The sequence below is a fragment of the Fibrobacter sp. genome, from assembly GCF_045601785.1.
GTDB lineage: Bacteria > Fibrobacterota > Fibrobacteria > Fibrobacterales > Fibrobacteraceae > Fibrobacter.
Window position 1 is genome coordinate 15,999 of the sequence record NZ_JAZSAF010000041.1, and the last position, 19,964, is coordinate 35,962.

The 19,964-nt window shown below is 52.9% G+C and carries 15 protein-coding genes; 13 read left to right on the forward strand and 2 right to left on the reverse strand.

Going from position 1 to position 19,964, the window contains the following annotated elements; translation table 11 throughout:
- Window positions 1–38: 38 nt before the first annotated feature.
- The gene (locus ACKI61_RS06045) at window positions 39–1,967 is read left to right on the forward strand and encodes a carbohydrate-binding protein (RefSeq protein WP_407456864.1); all 1,929 of its coding nucleotides are present in this window, start codon (window positions 39–41) and stop codon (window positions 1,965–1,967) included.
- Window positions 1,968–2,085: 118 nt separating this feature from the next.
- Here the strand turns inward: ACKI61_RS06045 and ACKI61_RS06050 are convergent, their stop codons facing one another.
- A complete protein-coding gene (locus ACKI61_RS06050) occupies window positions 2,086–3,597 on the reverse strand; it encodes a feruloyl esterase (RefSeq protein ID WP_407456865.1) in 1,512 nt (503 codons plus the stop codon).
- Window positions 3,598–3,874: 277 nt separating this feature from the next.
- On the opposite strand from ACKI61_RS06050, the gene ACKI61_RS06055 reads away from it, so the two are divergent.
- The 8 genes from ACKI61_RS06055 to ACKI61_RS06090 all read left to right on the forward strand — a co-directional run bounded on the left by ACKI61_RS06055 (window position 3,875) and on the right by ACKI61_RS06090 (window position 14,563).
- The gene (locus ACKI61_RS06055; RefSeq protein WP_407456866.1) at window positions 3,875–5,743 is read left to right on the forward strand and encodes an endo-1,4-beta-xylanase; all 1,869 of its coding nucleotides are present in this window, start codon (window positions 3,875–3,877) and stop codon (window positions 5,741–5,743) included.
- A gap of 185 nt (window positions 5,744–5,928) precedes the next feature.
- The gene (locus tag ACKI61_RS06060) at window positions 5,929–7,803 is read left to right on the forward strand and encodes an endo-1,4-beta-xylanase (RefSeq protein ID WP_407456867.1); all 1,875 of its coding nucleotides are present in this window, start codon (window positions 5,929–5,931) and stop codon (window positions 7,801–7,803) included.
- 187 nt (window positions 7,804–7,990) lie between these two features.
- Window positions 7,991–9,766, forward strand: a complete 1,776-nt coding sequence (locus tag ACKI61_RS06065) for an endo-1,4-beta-xylanase (RefSeq protein WP_407456868.1) — start codon at window positions 7,991–7,993, stop codon at window positions 9,764–9,766.
- A gap of 155 nt (window positions 9,767–9,921) precedes the next feature.
- Window positions 9,922–10,707, forward strand: a complete 786-nt coding sequence (locus ACKI61_RS06070) for a hypothetical protein (protein WP_407456869.1) — start codon at window positions 9,922–9,924, stop codon at window positions 10,705–10,707.
- Between the two features lie 15 nt (window positions 10,708–10,722).
- Window positions 10,723–12,393, forward strand: coding sequence for a PCMD domain-containing protein (locus ACKI61_RS06075; protein ID WP_407456870.1), 1,671 nt, complete (start codon window positions 10,723–10,725; stop codon window positions 12,391–12,393).
- A 199-nt stretch (window positions 12,394–12,592) separates the two neighbouring features.
- On the forward strand, window positions 12,593–13,021 hold the full coding sequence (gene rplM / locus ACKI61_RS06080) for a 50S ribosomal protein L13 (protein WP_073055384.1): 429 nt from the start codon (window positions 12,593–12,595) through the stop codon (window positions 13,019–13,021).
- A 41-nt stretch (window positions 13,022–13,062) separates the two neighbouring features.
- On the forward strand, window positions 13,063–13,443 hold the full coding sequence (gene rpsI / locus ACKI61_RS06085; RefSeq protein WP_199220953.1) for a 30S ribosomal protein S9: 381 nt from the start codon (window positions 13,063–13,065) through the stop codon (window positions 13,441–13,443).
- Between the two features lie 82 nt (window positions 13,444–13,525).
- Complete coding sequence (locus ACKI61_RS06090; RefSeq protein WP_407456871.1) at window positions 13,526–14,563, forward strand: FISUMP domain-containing protein; 1,038 nt, start codon at window positions 13,526–13,528, stop codon at window positions 14,561–14,563.
- Here the strand turns inward: ACKI61_RS06090 and ACKI61_RS06095 are convergent.
- Window positions 14,560–15,363, reverse strand: coding sequence for a flavodoxin family protein (locus ACKI61_RS06095; protein WP_407456872.1), 804 nt, complete (start codon window positions 15,361–15,363; stop codon window positions 14,560–14,562). The genes ACKI61_RS06090 and ACKI61_RS06095 overlap by 4 nt on opposite strands.
- Before the next feature lie 56 nt (window positions 15,364–15,419).
- On the opposite strand from ACKI61_RS06095, the gene ACKI61_RS06100 reads away from it, so the two are divergent.
- From ACKI61_RS06100 to gltA, 4 genes are all read left to right on the forward strand, one after another.
- A complete protein-coding gene (locus ACKI61_RS06100; RefSeq protein WP_407456873.1) occupies window positions 15,420–16,541 on the forward strand; it encodes an adenosylhomocysteinase in 1,122 nt (373 codons plus the stop codon).
- 26 nt (window positions 16,542–16,567) lie between these two features.
- Window positions 16,568–17,770, forward strand: a complete 1,203-nt coding sequence (locus tag ACKI61_RS06105) for a hypothetical protein (RefSeq protein WP_407456874.1) — start codon at window positions 16,568–16,570, stop codon at window positions 17,768–17,770.
- Window positions 17,771–17,895: 125 nt separating this feature from the next.
- Window positions 17,896–18,783, forward strand: coding sequence for a sulfide/dihydroorotate dehydrogenase-like FAD/NAD-binding protein (locus ACKI61_RS06110; RefSeq protein WP_407456875.1), 888 nt, complete (start codon window positions 17,896–17,898; stop codon window positions 18,781–18,783).
- On the forward strand, window positions 18,783–19,964 hold a 1,182-nt coding region (gltA, locus tag ACKI61_RS06115; protein WP_407456876.1), incomplete at its 3' end, for an NADPH-dependent glutamate synthase. The genes ACKI61_RS06110 and gltA, both read left to right, overlap by 1 nt.

A 19,964-nucleotide genomic window follows, 5' to 3' on the forward strand; every position in this document is an offset into this window, starting at 1 on the left:
ATTGGTAAAAGTGTGCGTTTGCACAAGGGATGGTCATTATGAACTTCAAGTCGGTTTTTCCGCTATTTTTCTTACCGGTTAGCGTTATTGCGGCGGTAAACCTGAATGTAAGCCTGGGCGATAGCATCAAGCCTGTCACACATGTGGCAACAGGATCACTTTACGGCCTGACCGAGACGCTTCCGAGTAATATCGAAAAAGATGTCGCTCCGCTCAAACCGAACGTGTTCCTTTCTCCGGCCCGCAGCGGTAGCGGTCGCCAGCAGGGAATTGGTGGGGCGTTCCTCGTGGCCCCCCGTGTCGAAAGCATCGGTGCCAAAATCCAAATTCGCCTTGCGGATGTTCTGCCTGGATGGCCGTACAAGTTCCAGAATATGGACCACTGGAAGCAGGAAGTGACTTCTGTCATCAAGGACAAGCTTGCCTCGAACAACAAGAACTTTGACGGCTACGAAATCTGGAATGAACCGAATGACACCTGGAAATCGAGTATCGACTTCAATTCCGGTCTCTGGAAACAGACCTACGACTTGATCCGCCAACTCGACCCAGGTGCGAAAATCATCGGTCCATCTTATTCCTTTTATCACGGTTCCAAGATGGAAGAATTCGTGAAGTACTGCTCGCAAAACAATTGCATGCCCGACGTGGTCAGCTGGCACCAGTGGGGTAGCGGTGGCTTTGTGGGCTCTGTCGAAACCTACCGCAATCTCGAAAAGAAATACAATGTCAAGCCGCGTCCGCTGAGCATCAACGAATATTCTTCAACGGAACATACCGAAGAAGGCTGCCCTGGTCTGTCTGTTCCGTTTATCGCCAAGTTCGAACGTCACGGTGTCGAAAGCGCCATGATTTCTTGGTGGTTCGTACCGCTGCCGGGTCGCTTGGGAAGCCTTCTCACCAAGGATAACGAACGCGGTGGCGGCTGGTGGCTGTACAAGTGGTACGGCGATATGAGCGGCTACATGGCAAAGGTTGTGCCCCCCAACGACAAAAGCGACGGCGTAGACGGCTTTGCCGCCCTTGACAAGAAGAAGGGCTTTGCAAGCATCGTGCTCGGCGGAAACACTTTGGGCGATGTGAGCGTGAACATTTCGGGCATTCCGGAAGCGTTCGGCAAAAAGGTGAATGTCGATGTGGAATATGTCGTGTGGGAAGACAAGGACAAGGCGGTCCCTTCTACCACGCTCGAATCCAGCAAGGAGTACGATGTCGCCGATGGTAAAATCACGGTCCCGGTGAACATCAAGAACACCAAGTATGGTTACCGCGTCTATGTGACCCCGATTATTCCGCAGGCTCCCTACAAGGATGTGGCCGCGAAGATTCCGGGCAAGGTCGAGGTCGAGAACTATGATGTGGGCGGCTCCGGCAAGGCATACCTTGACAAGGACGACGACAACAAGGGCGGCGAGTACCGTGAAGACGCCGTCGATATCGTGAAGGCGGACGAAGGCTACGCTATCGGCTACACGCAGGAAGGTGAATGGCTCGAATACACGGTGAATGTCGACAGCGCTATGGATTACGACCTTTCTATCCGCTACGCGACTTCATCGGAGAATACAGGTGTCAAGCTCTATGTCGACGATCAGCTCGCCTTGGATGGCGTCTCGTTCCCGCAGGGGGTCGACTGGGAGACTTATACGGTCTTTGACGCGGGCAAGGTGAACCTCGCGGCGGGCGAGCATGTGCTCAAACTCGAAATTGTGGGCAACTATGTCAATATCGACTGGCTCTCCTTCGCAGATCCTGCGGCGTCCACGATGAAAATCCCTGCCGGGCTTCGCCTTTCTCCGAAATCGTGCGAATACCATGTTTTTGATATGCAGGGGCGTCTGATGGCGACCTTGACGGCAACGGACGCTGAAAGTTTGGAGCAGCGAGTCTCTGCCGCAGTCAAGCGTTCCGGCACCTACCTGGTCAAGTCCAGGGCTGGCACAGCCTTCCGCATTCAAGTTCGCTGATTGCTCTCGCCGAGTATAAGCTACAAAGAAACCCACCGCTTGCGGTGGGTTTCCTGGTGTATGGGGTTGTTTGGTTTTTCTTAGGAGTACTAAGACTTTTGTGAGAGAGATTCGTTGGTTACGGAAGCGTGAAGGACTTCAGGAACGGCCAGCCGATCTTGGCGTTGCCCTGGTCATGTCCGTTGCCGTTTCCGTCGGCATTCTTGTCGGTGCAGAGCACGACTTTCACACCGTCACGGCAGGTGGAGTATTCCTTGCAGCCGTCAGAGTTGGTGGTCGGGGATCCTGTGCAGCCGTTCTTTTCGGCCCAGAACTTGAAGTTGTTTTCGGCTCCGAGGAAGTTCAATCCATCTTCAAAGCCGCTATCGCCGCCTTGGTACTTGCAGATGAAGTCGGTGGTTCCGCGGAACATGATGATGGAAATCGGACGGGCCGGGCTGCACTTTGCGCTGTTGTCCTTGTTCAAGTCCATTCCGGCAGGTGCGACGGCTGCGTATATGTCGGCCATGTTGCAGGCCACGTGGTTGCTCATGCCGCCCCCCATAGAGAATCCGGCCGCATACACGCGCTTCTTGTCGATGCAGACCTTGGTTTCGACGAACTTGATCATTTCGCGAGAGAACTTGACGTCGTCATCGTCTGAGCAGCAGGGCCCCACGTTCCAACCGGCGCTTCCGGCCATTCTTCCGACATGGTTTGTCGTACCGTCCGGGTACAGGGCGATTACACCTTCCTTGTCCGTATACTGCTTGTACTTCGTGTCTCTTTCCTGGCCAGCGCCGTTCCCGCCAATCGGGTGGTAGTCCACGAACAGGGGGACCGGCTTATCGCCCGTGTAGGTGCTAGGAACATGCATGATGAATGTACGGTTCTTGCCGTCGACGTTCACGCTCATGTTGTGGTCGCCAGCGGCATAGGTCTTGCCTGTGCAATCCACCGGTGTGTCGTCTATGGTCTTGCTGCTGGAAGATGTGATCGAGGTGTTGGACGACGAAGATACAAACGGGTCAGTGCCGCCTGAGCTGGAGCTCGAGGGTCTTTCCATCTCGATGGTCACGCCGGTCTCGGTTTCGCTCTGCATTTGGTAAACCTTGTTTGCGTAGCCATCCATAGCAAATTGGAGCATCGGCAACAGGTCGCCTTCTTTTTTGAGAGCTCTGACACCCTTGTCGGTCACCTGGAAGGTGCTGTTGTTGTGGTCGGCGTTGATGCGGATGAATTTTGCGCCGCGGGCGAGCTTGCCCAGGTCGAGAGTGACTATGCCCTGGACATGCCCGACGTTGTTTTGCTTGAGAACCTTACCCATGGCGTCAATGATGGACACCTTGAGGTTGTTGGCGTCTGCATTGTAAATGGTGAGCGTGTTGCCATCCATGTGGAGGGCGATATTTGCTGTGTATGTATTGGTGATAATGCCGGTGCTGCCTTCGCCGCTCAGGTGAAACGTTCCGTCTTCGGCGCTGATGGTTTCGTAGCCCCCGAAGTTAAAGGTGTTGATTTTAACTCCGCCGAGCAGGCGACCGGAAATCTTGGATTTTACAATCCCGTCTATGCTCCAGCCAAAGGCCTGGCTGCTCAACATTCCAAGCAATGCCATGCCGGCGATGCAGGATAATCTGCGATTCCTCATGCGTAATCTCCTTTTTTTAATTTCCCTAAAACATCCAAATCAAGAATAAATTTACACATTTATTGCGATTTTGCAATACTTTTAAATAAATCTTTACCAAAATCAACAAAATTCTTACACATTTCCGTGTAAAAAGCGTTTTGTGGTGGGATTGCCGCCTATGGACATATTGTCCATGACAATCTCTTCTGATGGTGAAAAAACGGCCTTTTTTGGGAATAGATTTATAATGGTTTTTGGGATGAAACCATCAAAAACAAAAAAAAGGATGTGTGGTATGAAAAAGCCTCTTTCTACAACTACAAAGGCTTTGATGCTTGCTCTCGCGGCGTCAACTTTCTCTTTTGCAGGCCCGGGTCTTGCCGATGGTGCTGCAAAATTCGTAGGAAATATTATTCAGTCCAACACTGCTCCTGGTGCTAATGACCAGTATACTAAGCTGTGGAACCAGGCTACCGCCGAAAACGGCTGTAAGTGGGGCTCTGTCGAAGGTACCCGCGGCCGCTACAACTGGGGTGGCTGCGATGCTGCCTACAACTGGGCAAAAAACAATGGCGGGCATTTCAAGTTCCATGCCCTGGTTTGGGGCTCCCAGTACCCGAGCTGGCTTCCTGGCCTGAGTGTTGACGAGACCAAGAAGGCGATTACGGCTTGGTTCGACGCGGTCAAGGAACGTTATCCGGATCTCGAGATGATCGACGTGGTGAACGAGGCTATTCGTGGTGGAAACGGCAATTATCATTCGGGTTACAACAATACCAAGATTATCCAGGCTCTCGGTGGCGACAACAATGGTGACTACGCCTTTATTACGACGGCCTTCAAGATGGCCCGTGATCGTTGGCCGAATGCAATTCTCATTTATAACGATTACAACACCATCCAGTGGGATGTTGACGGTGGCATCAATCTTGTCAATACGATCAAGAAGAATGGGGCCCCCATCGATGGTTACGGCTTGCAGGCTCACGACTTGATGACCAATGGTGGTAATGGTGGCGGCACCGGTGGTGGTGGCGACTGCATGAATTACAATACCTTCACGAGCACTATGGAAAAAATCCATAGCAGGACGAACAATATCCCCATCTTTATTTCTGAATACGATGTCCCGAGTACCGACGATGGTATTCAGAAACAGTGCGTCAGTGAACAGTTCAAGTACTGGATGGAAGATCCGCATGTGGCGGGAATCACCTTCTGGGGCTATATTTATGGTCAGACATGGTTGGATTGTAATGGAAAGGCGAATGGTTGTTCCGGTCTTATCAGGAACGGTCAGGACCGTACCGCTATGACATGGTTGAAGGACTATCTCTCCAAGAACAAGGGCGTCAACGAGACGGGCCTTCCGACAGGTGACCTGACTCCGGTCCCGCCTGAACCGCAGCTCCCGTTCAAGGGCGAAGCCTTCGCTGTCCCGGGCAAGATTCAGGCCGAAGATTTCGATGTTCCGGGCAAGGGCAAGAACGAAGACGGTACGAGCAACCAGTCCTACGGCGATGATTCTGAAAACCATGGCGATTCCGACTACCGCAAGGATACGGGCGTAGACCTGTACAAGAAGAGCGGCGACCGCATTGTCGTGGGCTACAACCAGACCGGCGACTGGCTCGAATACACCATCAATGTGGCTGAAGCGGGTGACTACACCTTCTTTGCCGCCGTGGCCTCTGCAAACAATACTTCTAGCTTCCAGATGTCCTTGGATGGAACGGCTCTCACCGAAAAGATTTCTGTTCCTGCGGCGAAGTCCGGCGAAGAAAACTACGACGACTACAACAAGGTCTCTGCCAATGTGACTCTCCCGGCTGGTAAGCACATTCTCCGCATGGATGTGACCGGCGACTGGTTCGATATTGACTACTTCACCTTCGTGAAGGGTAAAGATGCTACAGACCCTGAACCGATTGCTTCTGATCCGGAAGAACCCCAGTTCGTGCAGCCGAATTTGCAGCTTGACAACAGTCTCCAGCACTACTTCGTGATCGATCCGATGGGTGTTCGTATGGGTGTCATTAGCGGCTACGGCTTTGAAGCTGCCGGGGAAATGCTGCGCGAATCTCCCAGGGTGACCTCTTCAGGTGTCTACTACCTGAAGAATCGCAAGACGGGCCAGATGCAGGCTATCCGCATTGTAAAGTAAGATGGATCGGTTCTAGTCTCTCTCTTTTACATACTCAATACACCAAACAACGGGTTCCAAAGCGAATGCTTTGGGACCTGTTGCTATGCTATGGATTTTTTGTCAATGGAACTTGTATTCCAACTAGGAATATTCCCTCTTTTTCAGAATATTTTTTGAATGTAAAACAAAAAAGGATGTGGTGTATGAAAAAGCTTTCTCTCTCTCTTACCTTCTTCTCTATCGTGGGCCTTGCCTCCATTGCGAACGCAGCCCTTGCCGATGGTGGAGCAAAGTTCCTTGGCAATATCACTACAAGCAGCCAGATTCGCTCAGATATGGGCACTTACTGGAACCAGATTACGAACGAAAACGGCTGTAAGTGGGGCACCATCCATTCCGTTGACAACAGCGGAAAGAGCAAATTCAACTTCAACGGTTTCGACAGCTGCGAAAACGGCTACAAGTGGGCCAAGGAAAAACCGGGTGAACGACACTTCAAATTCCACGCCCTCATCTGGGGCTCCCAGAAGCCCGACTTCCTCTGCACGGCCAAGAACCCTGGCATTACCGTCGAAAAGACCAAGCAGTATATCACCGAGTGGTTCGACGCCGTGGCCGCCAAGTTCCCGGACCTCGAATACATCGACGTGGTGAACGAAGCGATTTGGGCGGGCAACAACTACCATTCCGGCTACAACAAGCCCGCAAACGGCGCCGAAGGCATCAGCACGGATGACCCGAGCTGTGGCGGTACCTACATTATCGACGCCCTTGGCGGTGACCGCGTGGTGAATGGCAAGCACCAGTACGACTTCGTCAAGACCGCTTTTGTGATGGCCCGCGAACGCTGGCCGCATGCGAAGCTCATCTACAATGACTATAATACGCTCTCCTGGCAGATGAACGAAGGCATCGAAATGATCCAGACGCTTCTCAAGAATGGCGCCCCGATCGACTTCTACGGCCAGCAGGCGCACGACTGCAAGGGCATGAGCAAGTCCGATTTCGAAAGCAAGCTCACCAAGATTCATAACGAAACGGGGCTTCCGCTGCTCATCTCGGAATACGATATCGGCGAAGCCGATGACAACAAGCAAAAGAACGACTATGCCAACCAGATTCCCTTTATGTGGGAAACCGAATGGATTGGAGGCATCACCATCTGGGGTTACATCAACGGTGCGACCTGGGCTGCCAATACCGGCATCATGGAAAAGGATGGCCGTAAGCGTGCCGCCATGGTGTGGCTCGAAGATTACTTTGCCAAGAATCTCGACAAGGGTAAGAACACGACGGGCTCCATCACGCCTGTAGAACCCGAACCGCAGGTTCCGTTTAAGGGCCAGCCGTTTGCTGTGCCGGGCAAGATCGAGGCCGAAGACTTCGACATTCCAGGCAAGGGCCGTAATTCCGATGGAACGACAAACAACTCTTATAGCGAAGCGGATAGCGAAAACCACGGCGATAGCGACTACCGCGACGGCACTGGTGTGGACCTCTACAAGAAGGCGACCGGCATTATCGTGGGCTACAACAACGAAGGCGACTGGCTCGAATACACCATCAATGTGTCGGAAGCGGGCGAGTATACCCTTTTTGCCGCCGTGGCTGCCGCGGGCAACACTTCCAGCCTCCAGTTCTCTCTGGACGAAAAGGAACTCACCGAAGTCATCAGCGTTCCTGCGGCGAAGTCCGGCGAAGAAAATTATGACGACTACAACAAGGTTTCTGCCAATGTGACGCTCTCAGCGGGTAAGCACATCCTCCGCATGACGGTGACGGGCGCTTGGTTCGATATCGACTACATCACTCTCGTGAAGGGCGCGAATGCGACCGACCCCGAACCGATTGTCGAACCGGGAACGGACGCAATCGCTGACATCCATTTCGACAAGAACGCCCTTCAGGACTACTACGTGTTCGACCAGCAGGGTGTGCGTCTGGGATTGCTTAGCGCCTACGGCTTCAAGGCCGCTGCCGAAAGCCTCAAGTCCTCCAGCGCCGTGAAGAGCTCGGGCATTTACTACCTGCGCAGCCGTACCACGGGCCAGATGCAGTCTGTACGCATCGCAAGGTAGTTTCCAGGAATTACACATACTCAATACACCAAACAACGGGTCCCGGGGCGAATGCACCGGGGCTTGTTTTTTTTGACGAAAAAAGAGGACTAGCCATTATGAATAAATTTATTTTTACATGCTATAACGCATATTATGGATTATATTTATAGAGGTTTTGGGATAAAACTCAAAAAGGATGCGGATTATGAAAAAGATAATCTCTACAGCAACGAAGGTTGCTGCAGTCGCATTTGCGATGTCAACCTTCTCTTTTGCAGGCCCAGGACTAGCCGACGGAGCAGCCAAGTTCGTCGGTAACATTACAACTCGTAGCCAGGTTCGTAGCGATTTTACGCAGTTGTGGAACCAGATTACAGCAGAAAACGAATGTAAGTGGGCCTCTATCGAAGGCTCTCGCGGCAAATTCAACTGGGGTGGTTGTGATGCTGCCTATAACTGGGCAAAGGACAACGGCGGACACTTCAAGTTTCATGCTCTCGTGTGGGGTTCCCAGTACCCAAACTGGCTGAATGGTCTCAGTGCTGACGAAACCAAGAAGGCGATTACCGCCTGGATGGATGCCGTCAAGCAGCATTACCCCGATCTCGAAATGATCGACGTGGTGAACGAAGCGATCAAGACAAGTGATGGCAAGTACCATTCCAACTATGGTCCTCAGGGCAACAACAACATTATTGCCGCCCTCGGCGGTGATAAGGGCAACTACGAATTCGTTGCCGAGGCGTTCAGAATGGCCCGCGAACGTTGGCCGGATGCAATCCTTATCTATAACGACTACAACACGGTGCAATGGCAGAAAAATGAAGGTATCGACCTCATTCAGAAACTGAAGAAGGCGGGGGCTCCGGTGGATGCCTACGGCTTGCAGGCACACGACATGATGACCCAGGGCGGTGGCAATGGCGGTACCGGTGGCGGCGGCTCCTGCTTGAACATCAGCACCCTGAAGAGTACCATCGAAGACATTTGGAACAAGACCCAGATTCCGCTATTTATCAGTGAATACGATATTTTCACAAACGATGACAATGTCCAGAAGAAGTGCTATCAGGAACAGATTTCCTACTTCATGGAAAATGAAAATATCGCGGGCATCACCATTTGGGGCTATATCTACGGAGCAACGTGGAATGACGGTACATCTGGTATTATCAAGGATGGCAAGGACCGTCCGGCCATGACCTGGCTCAAGGAGTATCTCGCTTCGAACAAGGGTCTCAATTCCACGGGACTTCCCACGGGCGAATTGACTCCGGTGGAACCTGAACCGCAGACTCCGTTCAAGGGCAAGGCTTTTGACTTGTCCGGCAAGATTGAAGCGGAAGACTTTGATATCCCGGGTAAGGGCAAAGGCAATAATTCGTATTCAGTGTCTGGTGATTGCGACGATACCTGGAATACGGAATATAGAAAAGGCACGTCTGTAAAGATTGGCGAAAAGAACGGCGGCCTTGTTCTCGGTTGCAACCCTACGGGAAACTATTTCCAGTATACAATAAATGCTGCTGCTGGTGGAACATTTAAATTAAAAGCAAATGTTGCTGCAGATGGCGATGGAGCTGTGGTATTCAAGGTCGGTGACAAGGTTGTATCGGATACGCTGAAATACACGGGCAGTTCCTGGACTTCCTTTGATGAAGTATCTGGTGCAATTACGCTCGAAAAAGGTGAACAGATCCTCACCATGGAAGTGGCCAAGGGCTATATCGATGTTGACTGGTTCCAGATCGAAGGCTCGGGCATAGCTCCGATTGCCCAGACCGTTAAATTCGACAACAACTCCCGTCAGGACTACTACGTGTTCGACCAGAACGGTGTTCACATGGGTGTGCTCACGGCCTACGGCTTTGAAGCGGCCAAGGATATTCTCAAGAACTCGAGCGACGTGAAGGCTTCGGGAATTTACTACCTGCGCAGCCGCACCACCGGCCAGATGCAGTCTGTCCGTGTTGCCAGATAAGGAGTTGAGTAAATCTCCTTCTTGTAGCTTCACACGTTAAATAAGGGACCCTGGAACAAAAATTCCGGGGTCCGTTTGTTTTTTTTGTCGCGTTCTCGGAGCGCATCATGCCTTTGCTGTGGCAGGTACCGGCGGAACTTTATTATATTGATTCTATGATGTTGCGAATCATATATGTGCTTCTTTTATGCTTGTCTGCATCGCTCTCATTTGCGAATGCGCCTGGTGATACCCTTGCGCAGGCCCCTGCAAAGCCTCCGGAAAAGGGCGGCCTGCTCGGAAATCTCTTTGCGGTCGAAAAGGACGAAGCCATTCACCGTGGAAATTTTCTGACGGGGGCGACCTTGTTCTTGCTGCAGGGGGCATCCGATGAAGATGCACTGAACATCATCTTTGGAGACATTTACAAGGCCGAAGGCTACACGTTTACGGCGGAGGGCTTCTGCGGCTACTTCATCCGCGACGCGATGGCGCTTGGTGCCCGTGTAGGCTACAGCCGCACTTATGTCGATGTCGACTTTTCGATTCTTGAAGAAATCGCAGATGTCAAGGAACACCGCAAGTATGTGAGCAACGGTTTCTTTGTGCAGCCGTTCCTCAAGAACTACCTGAAAGTTTTCGATTCGAGAACGATCTACTTTTTCAACGAGACTTCGCTCAAGGTGGAGTACTCCTATGGTATTTCGCAGACGGATGACGGCGAAGACATGTCCAAGACGAAAAACCATGGGTGGAGTTTTAACTTTGGCATCAATCCGGGCCTCTGCATCATGGTGCTTGACCGCCTGGCCTTTGAAACTTCGGTGGGGCTTCTCGGGCTAAGTTCCTCGATGTTGGACATCGAGGAAAACGATGAGTCCCGTAGCGAAGTTTCGTACAACATCGTGAACTTCAAGATAAACCTGCTCGCGCTTGACTTTTCGCTGGTTTATTTCTTCTAGAAGGTGGGGATGATTATGATGAAAAAGTGGATTTTCCTTGCGTTTGCGATTGTCCTCGGGGCTTGCACCTCCGACTACGACACCTTCGGAACATCGGATTACCGTGCGCTGAACGAAGTTTCGGTCGAAGAGCAGGACGGCTCGCCAGCCATTTATTCCGATGCGCACCGCATTGAATTTGACTTGTTGGAGGTTCCAGATTCGCTTGATACCTGGGACTCGGTGACCATCGAGGACATTGACATCAGCCACTTTGCAAAACTCTACCTGGTGGAAAGCGAGATTTCGGAATTCCCGACGGATTCCCTGGAACTCGATTCCCTTGCAGAGACCGTGAAGGTCTCCAAGAAGGCGATCGATGAAGGCGGAAAGATTCAGGTACCGCCTAGTCACGTAATTTACGTGGTGGTCGTTTCGGAAAGCGGGAAAAAGTCCATTTGGCAGTGGACCTTCAACATCCCGAACGTGGAACCGGCGAGCAGTTCTTCGGGAAAGTCGGATGGTTCGGCGGATGGCAAGTCGAGCGCGAAGGAGAAGGATTCTAAGTCGAGTAGTTCCGCAGGCGGCAATTCCAGCAGCTCTACAAAGTCCGGCAAGTCGAGCAGTTCCAAGGAAGATTCCGGCTCAGACGACAAGCCTGCAAGCAGTTCTTCTAAGTCAGAGAATCCGGACGCCGTCGCTCCGCAAATCCTTTCCCTTTCTATTGCAGGGAAGGAGGCTGTCGTCGATGAAGAGACGAAGTCCATCCATGTGGACGACCTGGGGTACCTAGTGGACCTCTCTTCGCTTGAACTGTCGGCTATGGAGCTTTCGGACGGGGCTTCGGCAGATGTCTCGGTGGGCGAGTCCTACGACTTTGGCATGGGAGTTCAGGTGACGGTCGCAAACGACGCCGATGAAAGCGTTACCTACCTGGTCAAGGCGGGCTACCAGCTGCCGGGTGAAAATTTCAATTCCTGGAAAGGCAACGATGTCTTGCCGGATTCCATCTGGGGCAACGCCAACACGATCGTGACGACGACTGAAAAGATGACTTCGGGTTCGATGATTGGCGCCCAGATTCAGACGACTTCTGTTCTTGGAAAGGTTGCGAGTGGAAGCCTGTACACGGCGGACTTCAACCCGAACGGTGTGGGCACGCTTTCGATGGCGAACGCTTCGACCTGGCCCGATGGCAATGAATTACTGGACTTTGGCAAGCCCTTTGCGGCAAGGCCCGAGTTCATGGAGGTCAAGTTCAGCTACACCGGCAAGGGCGACAGCTGCGACATCTATATTCTGCTCGAGAACCGCACAGGTAATAAGAATGTGAACCGCAAGTCTACCGATGTCAATACGCTGGTGGCGTCTGCCTGGTTCCGTTCCACCAAGGATGACAATTCCGGTCGCGAGAATCCGGATGTGGTGAGCGTCTCGGAGCCGGACGAAAACGGCATGCGCACGCTCCGCCTGAAGCTCAAGTACGGTGAGCCTCTCGAAGGATCCCCGATTGAAAACTCCTCGACCTTCAACATGGAGCTTCAGTCTTCGAACAAGTCGGCTATCAACAATGGCCTTGTGCAGGGGACGGGCGACGAGCCGGTGACGCATGTGCGTGTGGTATTTGCGTCGAGTGCCGACGGAAACCATTATAAGGGGACCAAGGGCGCGCTTCTTGTCGTAGACGAAATGCGGCTGATATACTAGTCAAAGGTATCAAAAAGTGTGGAATTATTTATATCAATTGTTATGATTGTATTAATTGATAGAGTGAAAAGGCCGGAATTTATGCGGATTTTTAAAAAATCGTACTTTTTTACCCTTGCAAATCCTAAATTATTCTTCTAAATTTAGCGCAGCATTTCACGGGGCAACTCGGCCCCGGAATAACTAATAAAGGATTTACATGAAGACCATTACGGTAAACCCGAAGAACGTCGAACGCAAGTGGAAGCTTGTGGACGCCGCCGATAAGCCTATGGGTCGCGTTGCCTCTGAAGTTGCAAAGCTTCTGATGGGCAAGCACAAGGCCATCTTCTCCCCGAACGTCGACACTGGCGACTTCGTGGTCGTGATCAACGCTGAAAAAGTTGCTGTTACCGGCAACAAGGCTTTGCAGAAGCAGTACTTCCACCACACCGGTCACATTGCCGGTGAACGCTGGATTAACTTTGCCGACCTCTTGGCAAAGCACCCGACTGCACCGCTCGAAGCTGCCATCTGGGGCATGCTCCCGCACAGCGCCCTTGGTCACAAGATGATCAAGAAACTCAAAATCTATGCCGGCGCCGAACATCCGCACGCTGCGCAGAAACCTGAAGTTGTAGAACTTTAAGAACGGAGGATACCTCTATCGCTACCGCAAAGAACAAGAAGATCTACCGTGGTACTGGCCGCCGCAAGAACGCCATCGCCGCTGTGATCCTGAAGCCGGGTTCCGGCAAGCGCACTATCAATGGTCGTGATTTCAAGGATTACTTCCATTCTGAAGTGCAGAACATGATCGCTAACCTCCCGTTCGCCATCCTCGGCAACGCGGAAGAATGGGACGTCGAAGTCACCGCTCGTGGCGGTGGCATCGCTGGCCAGATGGGCGCTGTCCGTCTTGGCATTGCCCGCGCACTGGTTGCTAACGACGCCGAAGTCAAGCCCGCCCTCAAGAAGGAAGGCCTCATGACTCGCGACTCTCGTGCCGTTGAACGTAAGAAGTTCGGCCGCAAGAAGGCTCGTAAGCACTTCCAGTTCAGCAAGCGCTAATCTGCGAATCTGCTTTTACGAAAGGCCTCCGCTCTGCGGAGGTCTTTCTATTATTATATTTCTCCAAAAGGAGCGTTAGGTTATGCGCAAACTGTTGTCTTTGTTTTGCCTGGGCGGTCTGCTGATTTCCTGTGGCGACGATTCAAGTTCTTCCCCGGAACCGCTGGAATTATCCAGTTCTCAGGTAGTCGAGTCTTCTTCCTCAGAGGAATCGTCGAGTTCTCTCAAGTTAAGTTCGTCTTCCGAAAAGTCGTCGTCTTCTGTCGAAAGCTCCAGCTCTGCCCCCTATGTCGAAAAGCACCTGGCGTGGCAGTACCTGAATCCGGATGTTACCTATAAGGAACTTGTAGACAAGCGTGATGGGCATGTGTACAAGTATCTTGAATACGAAGGAAACTTCAGGGTCATGGCCGAAAACCTGAATTATTCGGACTCGGTGAGTAACCCTAACTTGGTAGGGCAGACTTGGTGCTACGAGAATAGCTTGGATTCCTGTTCAAAGTACGGGCGCTATTACACTTGGACCGCGGCCTTTAACGTGCCTCCCAGCTATAGCGAAGAAACTTATGTGTTTTCCCCCCGTGTAGATTTCTATTCCACGCAGGGCCTGTGCCCCGAAGGGTGGAAAGTTTATGTGATTTACCGTGAATGGCAAAATATGTTATTCCGTGGATTCCGAGGGAAGCATTTGTGTGCTCTGAAAGGCTGGGATAGTGATGTCTGCATTGATACGGTCGGTTTTGCGGCGCTTCCCAACGGTCGCTATGAAGACGGCCAGTTCGTAGAAGTTGGCGAAACGTTCAACTGGTGGTCGCCCATGAATCAGGAAAAGACAACGGCCCACATGGGCTTTATGTCGGTTGATGGTGGTCGTCACACCGTTATGAAATCTAAAACGGTGGCGGCTCCTATTCGCTGCTACCAGATGCTTTCACGCGATGCGTGTGATGAACCGGATAATCCCTATTGCGGTCATTCTAGTGCTGTAAGTGTCGAGAGTAGCAGTAGCGAAAGTGTCGAGTCGAGCGACAGCGTAGGCTCCGAATCTAGCGATAGCGCTCTGTCTAGTGACAGCGACGAAGAATATTCCAGCAGCAGCGAAGAGGAAATCGACGACTAGAAATTGTCGTCGCGGTCGAACATGTGCGTCACGAATTCCACGACCAGCGTCTCGTAGGCCTCGTCGCTGAAAATCGGCTTTTGCATCAGGTCGATTGTTTCCTGCGAAATATGCCCGGTGGTGGCAAGTTCCGCGCCGCCCTTGCGGAACTTTTCGCGCAGCATGTTCAGGCGGCGGGGCCCGCCGCGGTGGTCGAGTGCGCGCATCTGCGGGGCTGCAATGAGCGTGTAGCCTTCGTGCCCGAGGATTATGTCGAACTGCTTGCGGATTGGTTCGTAGACCACGTCCAGGTCCATCCAGGCGCAGCTCGAAAGCAGAATGATCTTCTGGCCTTCTTTCTGGAACTGCAGCCCATGCAGGTGCGAGTTCATGGCGGTGGCGCCTTCTTTAAGCTTCTGGCCCATGTAGGGGTGGACCATGCCCACGATGCGGTCCATGAGGACTTTCATTTGTCCCGGAATGCTGAAAAGGAATAGCGGAAAGCTCCAGATGACAATGTCTGCATTCGTGAGCTTTTCGCGCACCCAGGGCACATCGTCGTCCTTTATGAAGCAGCTGCCGTCTTCACGACCCCAGCAACTTAAGCACCCGCGGCAGGGCTTGATATTCAACTTGTCTATAAAAAGGTATTCGGATTCGTACTGGCCGCTTTCTTCGAGTCCCTGCACAAACGCCTTGGTCGGGATCAGTGTCCCGCTGCGTTCTTTTTTCGGGCTTGCGACCATCACCAGTATTTTCTTCTTTTCTTCCACAGTACCTTTCCGTTTAAGAATTCTGCTCGTAAAGATAGAATATTTCATTCTCCTATTCAGGTGCGCCTGCTTGCAGATGGAAAGATTTTTTTAAATTGAACGTTATGGTCTTTTCTGAAATCATTGGCGAAAGCTACGATCCCCGCGAATACCCTGCGATGTCGCTGCTAGCGGATCTCTGGACAGAGATGCGTCCTTTTGCTGGCTTGAAGGTTCTTGCTGCAACGCCGATTTTTCGCAACACGCTGGTGCAGTACCGTACGCTGGTCGCAGGCGGTGCAGAACTTTGGGTGGGGCGTTCCCTAGGAACTTTGGGGGCGGCTATGCCGTGTGACCTGAAGATTGTCGAGCTTGTCCGGCAGAGTGGAATCCCTGTGATTTCAGATGAAGATGTCCGTAGCGGCAAGGTCGCCGAAGACTTCGATCTGATCCTTGATTGCGCAGGTCAGTTCTCTTTTTGTCATCCGAGAGTGGGTTTCGTGGAACTCACGCGCAGCGGGGTGCAGTTCTTCGAAAAGTCGGAGCACCCGGTCTATGTGGCGGACAGCGGTATCGTGAAGCGTATCGAGACGGTTCTTGGTACGGGTGACGGCTGTTTTCGTGGACTTGAAAAGCTCGGCTACGGCGACTTCGAAGGCAAGAAGCTGGTCGTGTTTGGTAGCGGCAAGGTCGGTTGCGGCATTGCGCTCCAGGGCGTGCGCCGGGGCATGGAAGTGTGTACGGTGACGAACACGAAGCTTTGTAACTCGCCTACGGATTTCAGTGCGGTGCTCATAAACAATGGCGTTCGCATCGTGGACTACCTGGACGATTCTGTATTGACCGAGGCAATTGCCGGTGCCGATTTTCTCGTCACGGCGACGGGTGTGAAGCATGCGCTCACGGCGCCTGCGGTATCGGCGATTCTTGCGAACGAGCATCTTGTCGTTGCCAACATGGGTGTCGAAGATGAATTCGGCGAAAGGGTGCCTCAGTCCAGGGTGCTCAACGGAAAGGCTCCGCTGAACTTTATGCTCGAAGAGCCCACGCACCTGAAGTATATCGATGCAAGTCTAGCCCTGCATGCGGCCCTGGGTGAGTGCCTGTTGAACGACATTGCCGAAAATAATGGGGAAGCCCCGTTCAAGGGTCCCAACAATCCGCCTGATGAAATAGAACAAAAGATTTTGATGACGACCATCCAGAATGGATTCATCGGTCAGGAAATCTGCGATATGATGCATTGATTGGAACCGTAAAAGAAGATAATCGTATGAACTTGAAAAAGACCCTTGCTTTTGTAATGGCGGCTGCTGCATTGACCGTTGCTCAAGAAGCTGCCCCTGCAGCGGAAACTTCTGCACCGGCGCCAGCGCCTTCACCGGTGCAGTCTCCGGAAGCCGCTGTTCGCCAAGGTCCTCCGAAGACTCCTTTTACCATGCTTCATGGTAATGCCTACAACCGCGTCGAAAACGAAGCGGCTCCCGACAACGTGAACTACCTTTTGAACAAGCGCCTGACCAAGATGGCTTTCAACAAGTTCTTCTACGTTGAGCCTTCGGGCGAAATGGGAGCTTTTTCGCTGGGTAGCTTCTTTGGCGCGATGGACATTTCCGGCGAATTGGGCCGAGCTACGGCGGGCTATGCAACGCCGAGCTTTGCTGTCGAAGCCCGTCTGGGTTTAGGACAAATTAAAAGAGACGTGAAGGGTGCTGAAATTAAGGAAACTGTTGAAGGCGACGATTGGGGACTTACCTTGTCCAAGACGCTGGGTGGCTATGTTGTGACCTTGGCTGGTGACTGGACTACTTATGCAAGAGAAACGAATGTCGAACCCACGAAGGGGCCCAAGACGGAACAGCGCTACCGCGACATCGACGCGTCGTTGATCGTGACCGATGGTCCGTCAGCAAGCAAGCACTTCTGGTCTGCGGGAATTGCGTTCCAACGTCATGAAGACGAACTTGAAAGGGGAGGTTCCTTGATCGGCGACTCCCTAACTTCGAAAGTGTCCATTGTCCCGGTGTTTAACTACGGAACTCCTGCCCTCCGTGCCAGTTACGCCAATGTCTATATGGGTGTAAATGCGGCCGTGCCTACCACCATCTATGACAAGCTGGACATGCGTGATACGACATCGGAAAAAAGGATAGAGGCTTCGCTGTTCACGACGATGCTGACACTTTCTCCCAATATTTTAGGCGAAGTCCTTCTGGGTGAATCGCTGATGCTCTTTGGCGAAGCGAGCTATACTTGGAAAGCTTTCCGCTATTTGAACAAGGACGCTCCTGGCGAAAAGGTGACCCTTAAGGAATCGCTCGCCGACAAGGTGGAGGCCTCGATGGGACTGCGCTACCAGTACAAGGATTGGGCCGCCTGCGAATTTGCCTTCGGTGATTCCTTCTTTACCGACACCAAGTCCATCTTCAATGGCGAAGGCGTGTTCGTAAGCTTCGGCGGATTCATCTACTTCTAGCCTGAAATGTCATGCCGGGCTTGACCCGGCATCTCCTTTTCGGGCCGAATCGGTCCAAATGGAGTATGTTTTTATTAAAAAGGTAACCTCGTTTGGGGTGCCTTTTTTCTATTTTTCAGCCCACTATGGCAAAAATTCTCTTTAAAAAGCAGTTATCTCCTGCGGTATTCCAATTCCGCGTCGAGGCCCCGCTGATCGCCCAAGAGCGTAAGGCCGGCCAGTTTATCATCCTCCAGACGAACAAGGACAACGGCGAACGCGTGCCTCTCACCATCGCCGATGCCGACACGACTGAAGGCTCCATCACCCTGATTTTCCAGACCGTCGGTAAGACCACCACCGAACTCTCCAAGTTCGAAGTCGGTGACGATATTCCGGTGCTCGTGGGCCCGCTCGGCTCTCCGACCCACATCGAGAATTTTGGCCACGTGGTCTGCGTGTGCGGTGGCGTGGGTATCGCCCCGATGCACCCGATTGTTCAGGCCCTCAAGGCTGCAGGCAACAAGGTCACCATCATCATGGGTGCCCGTAACGAAAGCCTCTTCCTCATGAAGGACGAAATGACCGCTCTCGCCGACAACATCATCTTCATGACCGACGACGGTTCTTATGGCCGCAAGGGTCTCGTGACCGAACCGCTGAAGGAACTTTGCGAAGACACCAAGGGCAAGCCGGACATGGTCATCGCTATCGGTCCTCCGATCATGATGAAGTTCTGCGCCCTCACCACCAAGCCCTACGGCGTGAAGACCGTCGTGAGCCTCAACAGCATCATGGTGGACGGGACCGGCATGTGCGGTGGCTGCCGCGTGACTATCGGTGGCAAGACCAAGTTCGTCTGCGTCGACGGTCCGGAATTCGACGGCCACGAAGTCGACTGGAACAACATGCTCCAGCGTATGGGCGCCTTCAAGCCCCAGGAACAGGAAGCCTTGCACCGCTTCGGTGCCAACGACGGCCACAAGTGCAACATTGATAAGATGGCTGACGCAAAGGCCAAGGAGAGCAAGTAATGTCTGAACATTTGACTCGTGAACAGTTGGACGCCGCCGCCAAGGTGGAACTTGAAAAGATTAACGCCCTCCCGAAGCCGCTCAAGCCCAAGGACAAGACCGCCATTCCGGCACAGCCCATGCCGCAGCTCGAACCCAGCTACCGTGCCCGCGTGATGGAAGAAGTGGCTCAGGGTTACACCGAAGCTCAGGCTATCGTGGAAGCCAACCGCTGCCTCGCCTGTAAGAAGCCGTTCTGCGTCGAGAGCTGCCCCGTGCACATCGACATTCCGGCCTTCATCGCGAAGATTGCCGAAGGTGACTTCAAGGCCGCTATCGCCAAGATTAAGGAAACCAGCTTGCTCCCGGCAATCTGCGGCCGTGTTTGCCCGCAGGAACGCCAGTGCCAGATGAACTGCACCATGGGCAAGATGCACAAGGACGTGAACCAGGCTGTGGCTATCGGCCGCCTGGAACGCTTTGCTGCCGACTACGAACGCAACAACGGTGGCGCCTCTGTGCCGGCCGTGAAGCCTGCTACTGGCAAGAAGGTTGCCGTGATCGGTTCCGGTCCTGCCGGCTTGGTCGTCGCTGCCGACGTGCGCCGCGAAGGCCACGACGTGACCATCTTCGAAGCTTTCCACAAGCTCGGTGGCGTGGTCCGCTACGGTATTCCTGAATTCCGTCTCCCGAAGAAGATCGTGGACAACGAAATTGAATCCCTTGCTGCCATGGGCGTGAAGTTCGAGACAAATTTTGTCATCGGTCGTACCCGCAAGCTCAAGGACCTGATTGAAAAGGATGGCTACGATGCCGTGTTCGTCGGTACCGGTGCTGGCCTCCCGCTCTTCATGAACATCGAAGGTGAAAACCTGGTCGGTGTGTTCGCCGCTAACGAATACCTCACCCGCGCGAACCTCATGCGCGCCTACGACAAGGAACATGCCGATACTCCGATGTGGCCCGGTAAGAACGTGGTCGTTCTCGGTGGTGGTAACGTCGCTATGGACGCTGCCCGTATGGCTCTCCGCTTGGGTGCCGAAAAGGTCCGCATCATTTACCGCCGCAGCATGAACGAACTCCCGGCCCGTAAGGAAGAAGTTCTCCATGCCCAGGAAGAGGGTGTCGAATTCTGCGTTCTGCAGAACCCGGCCAAGATTCTTGGCGACGAAGCCGGCCACGTGCGCGGCATGCTCGTCGAC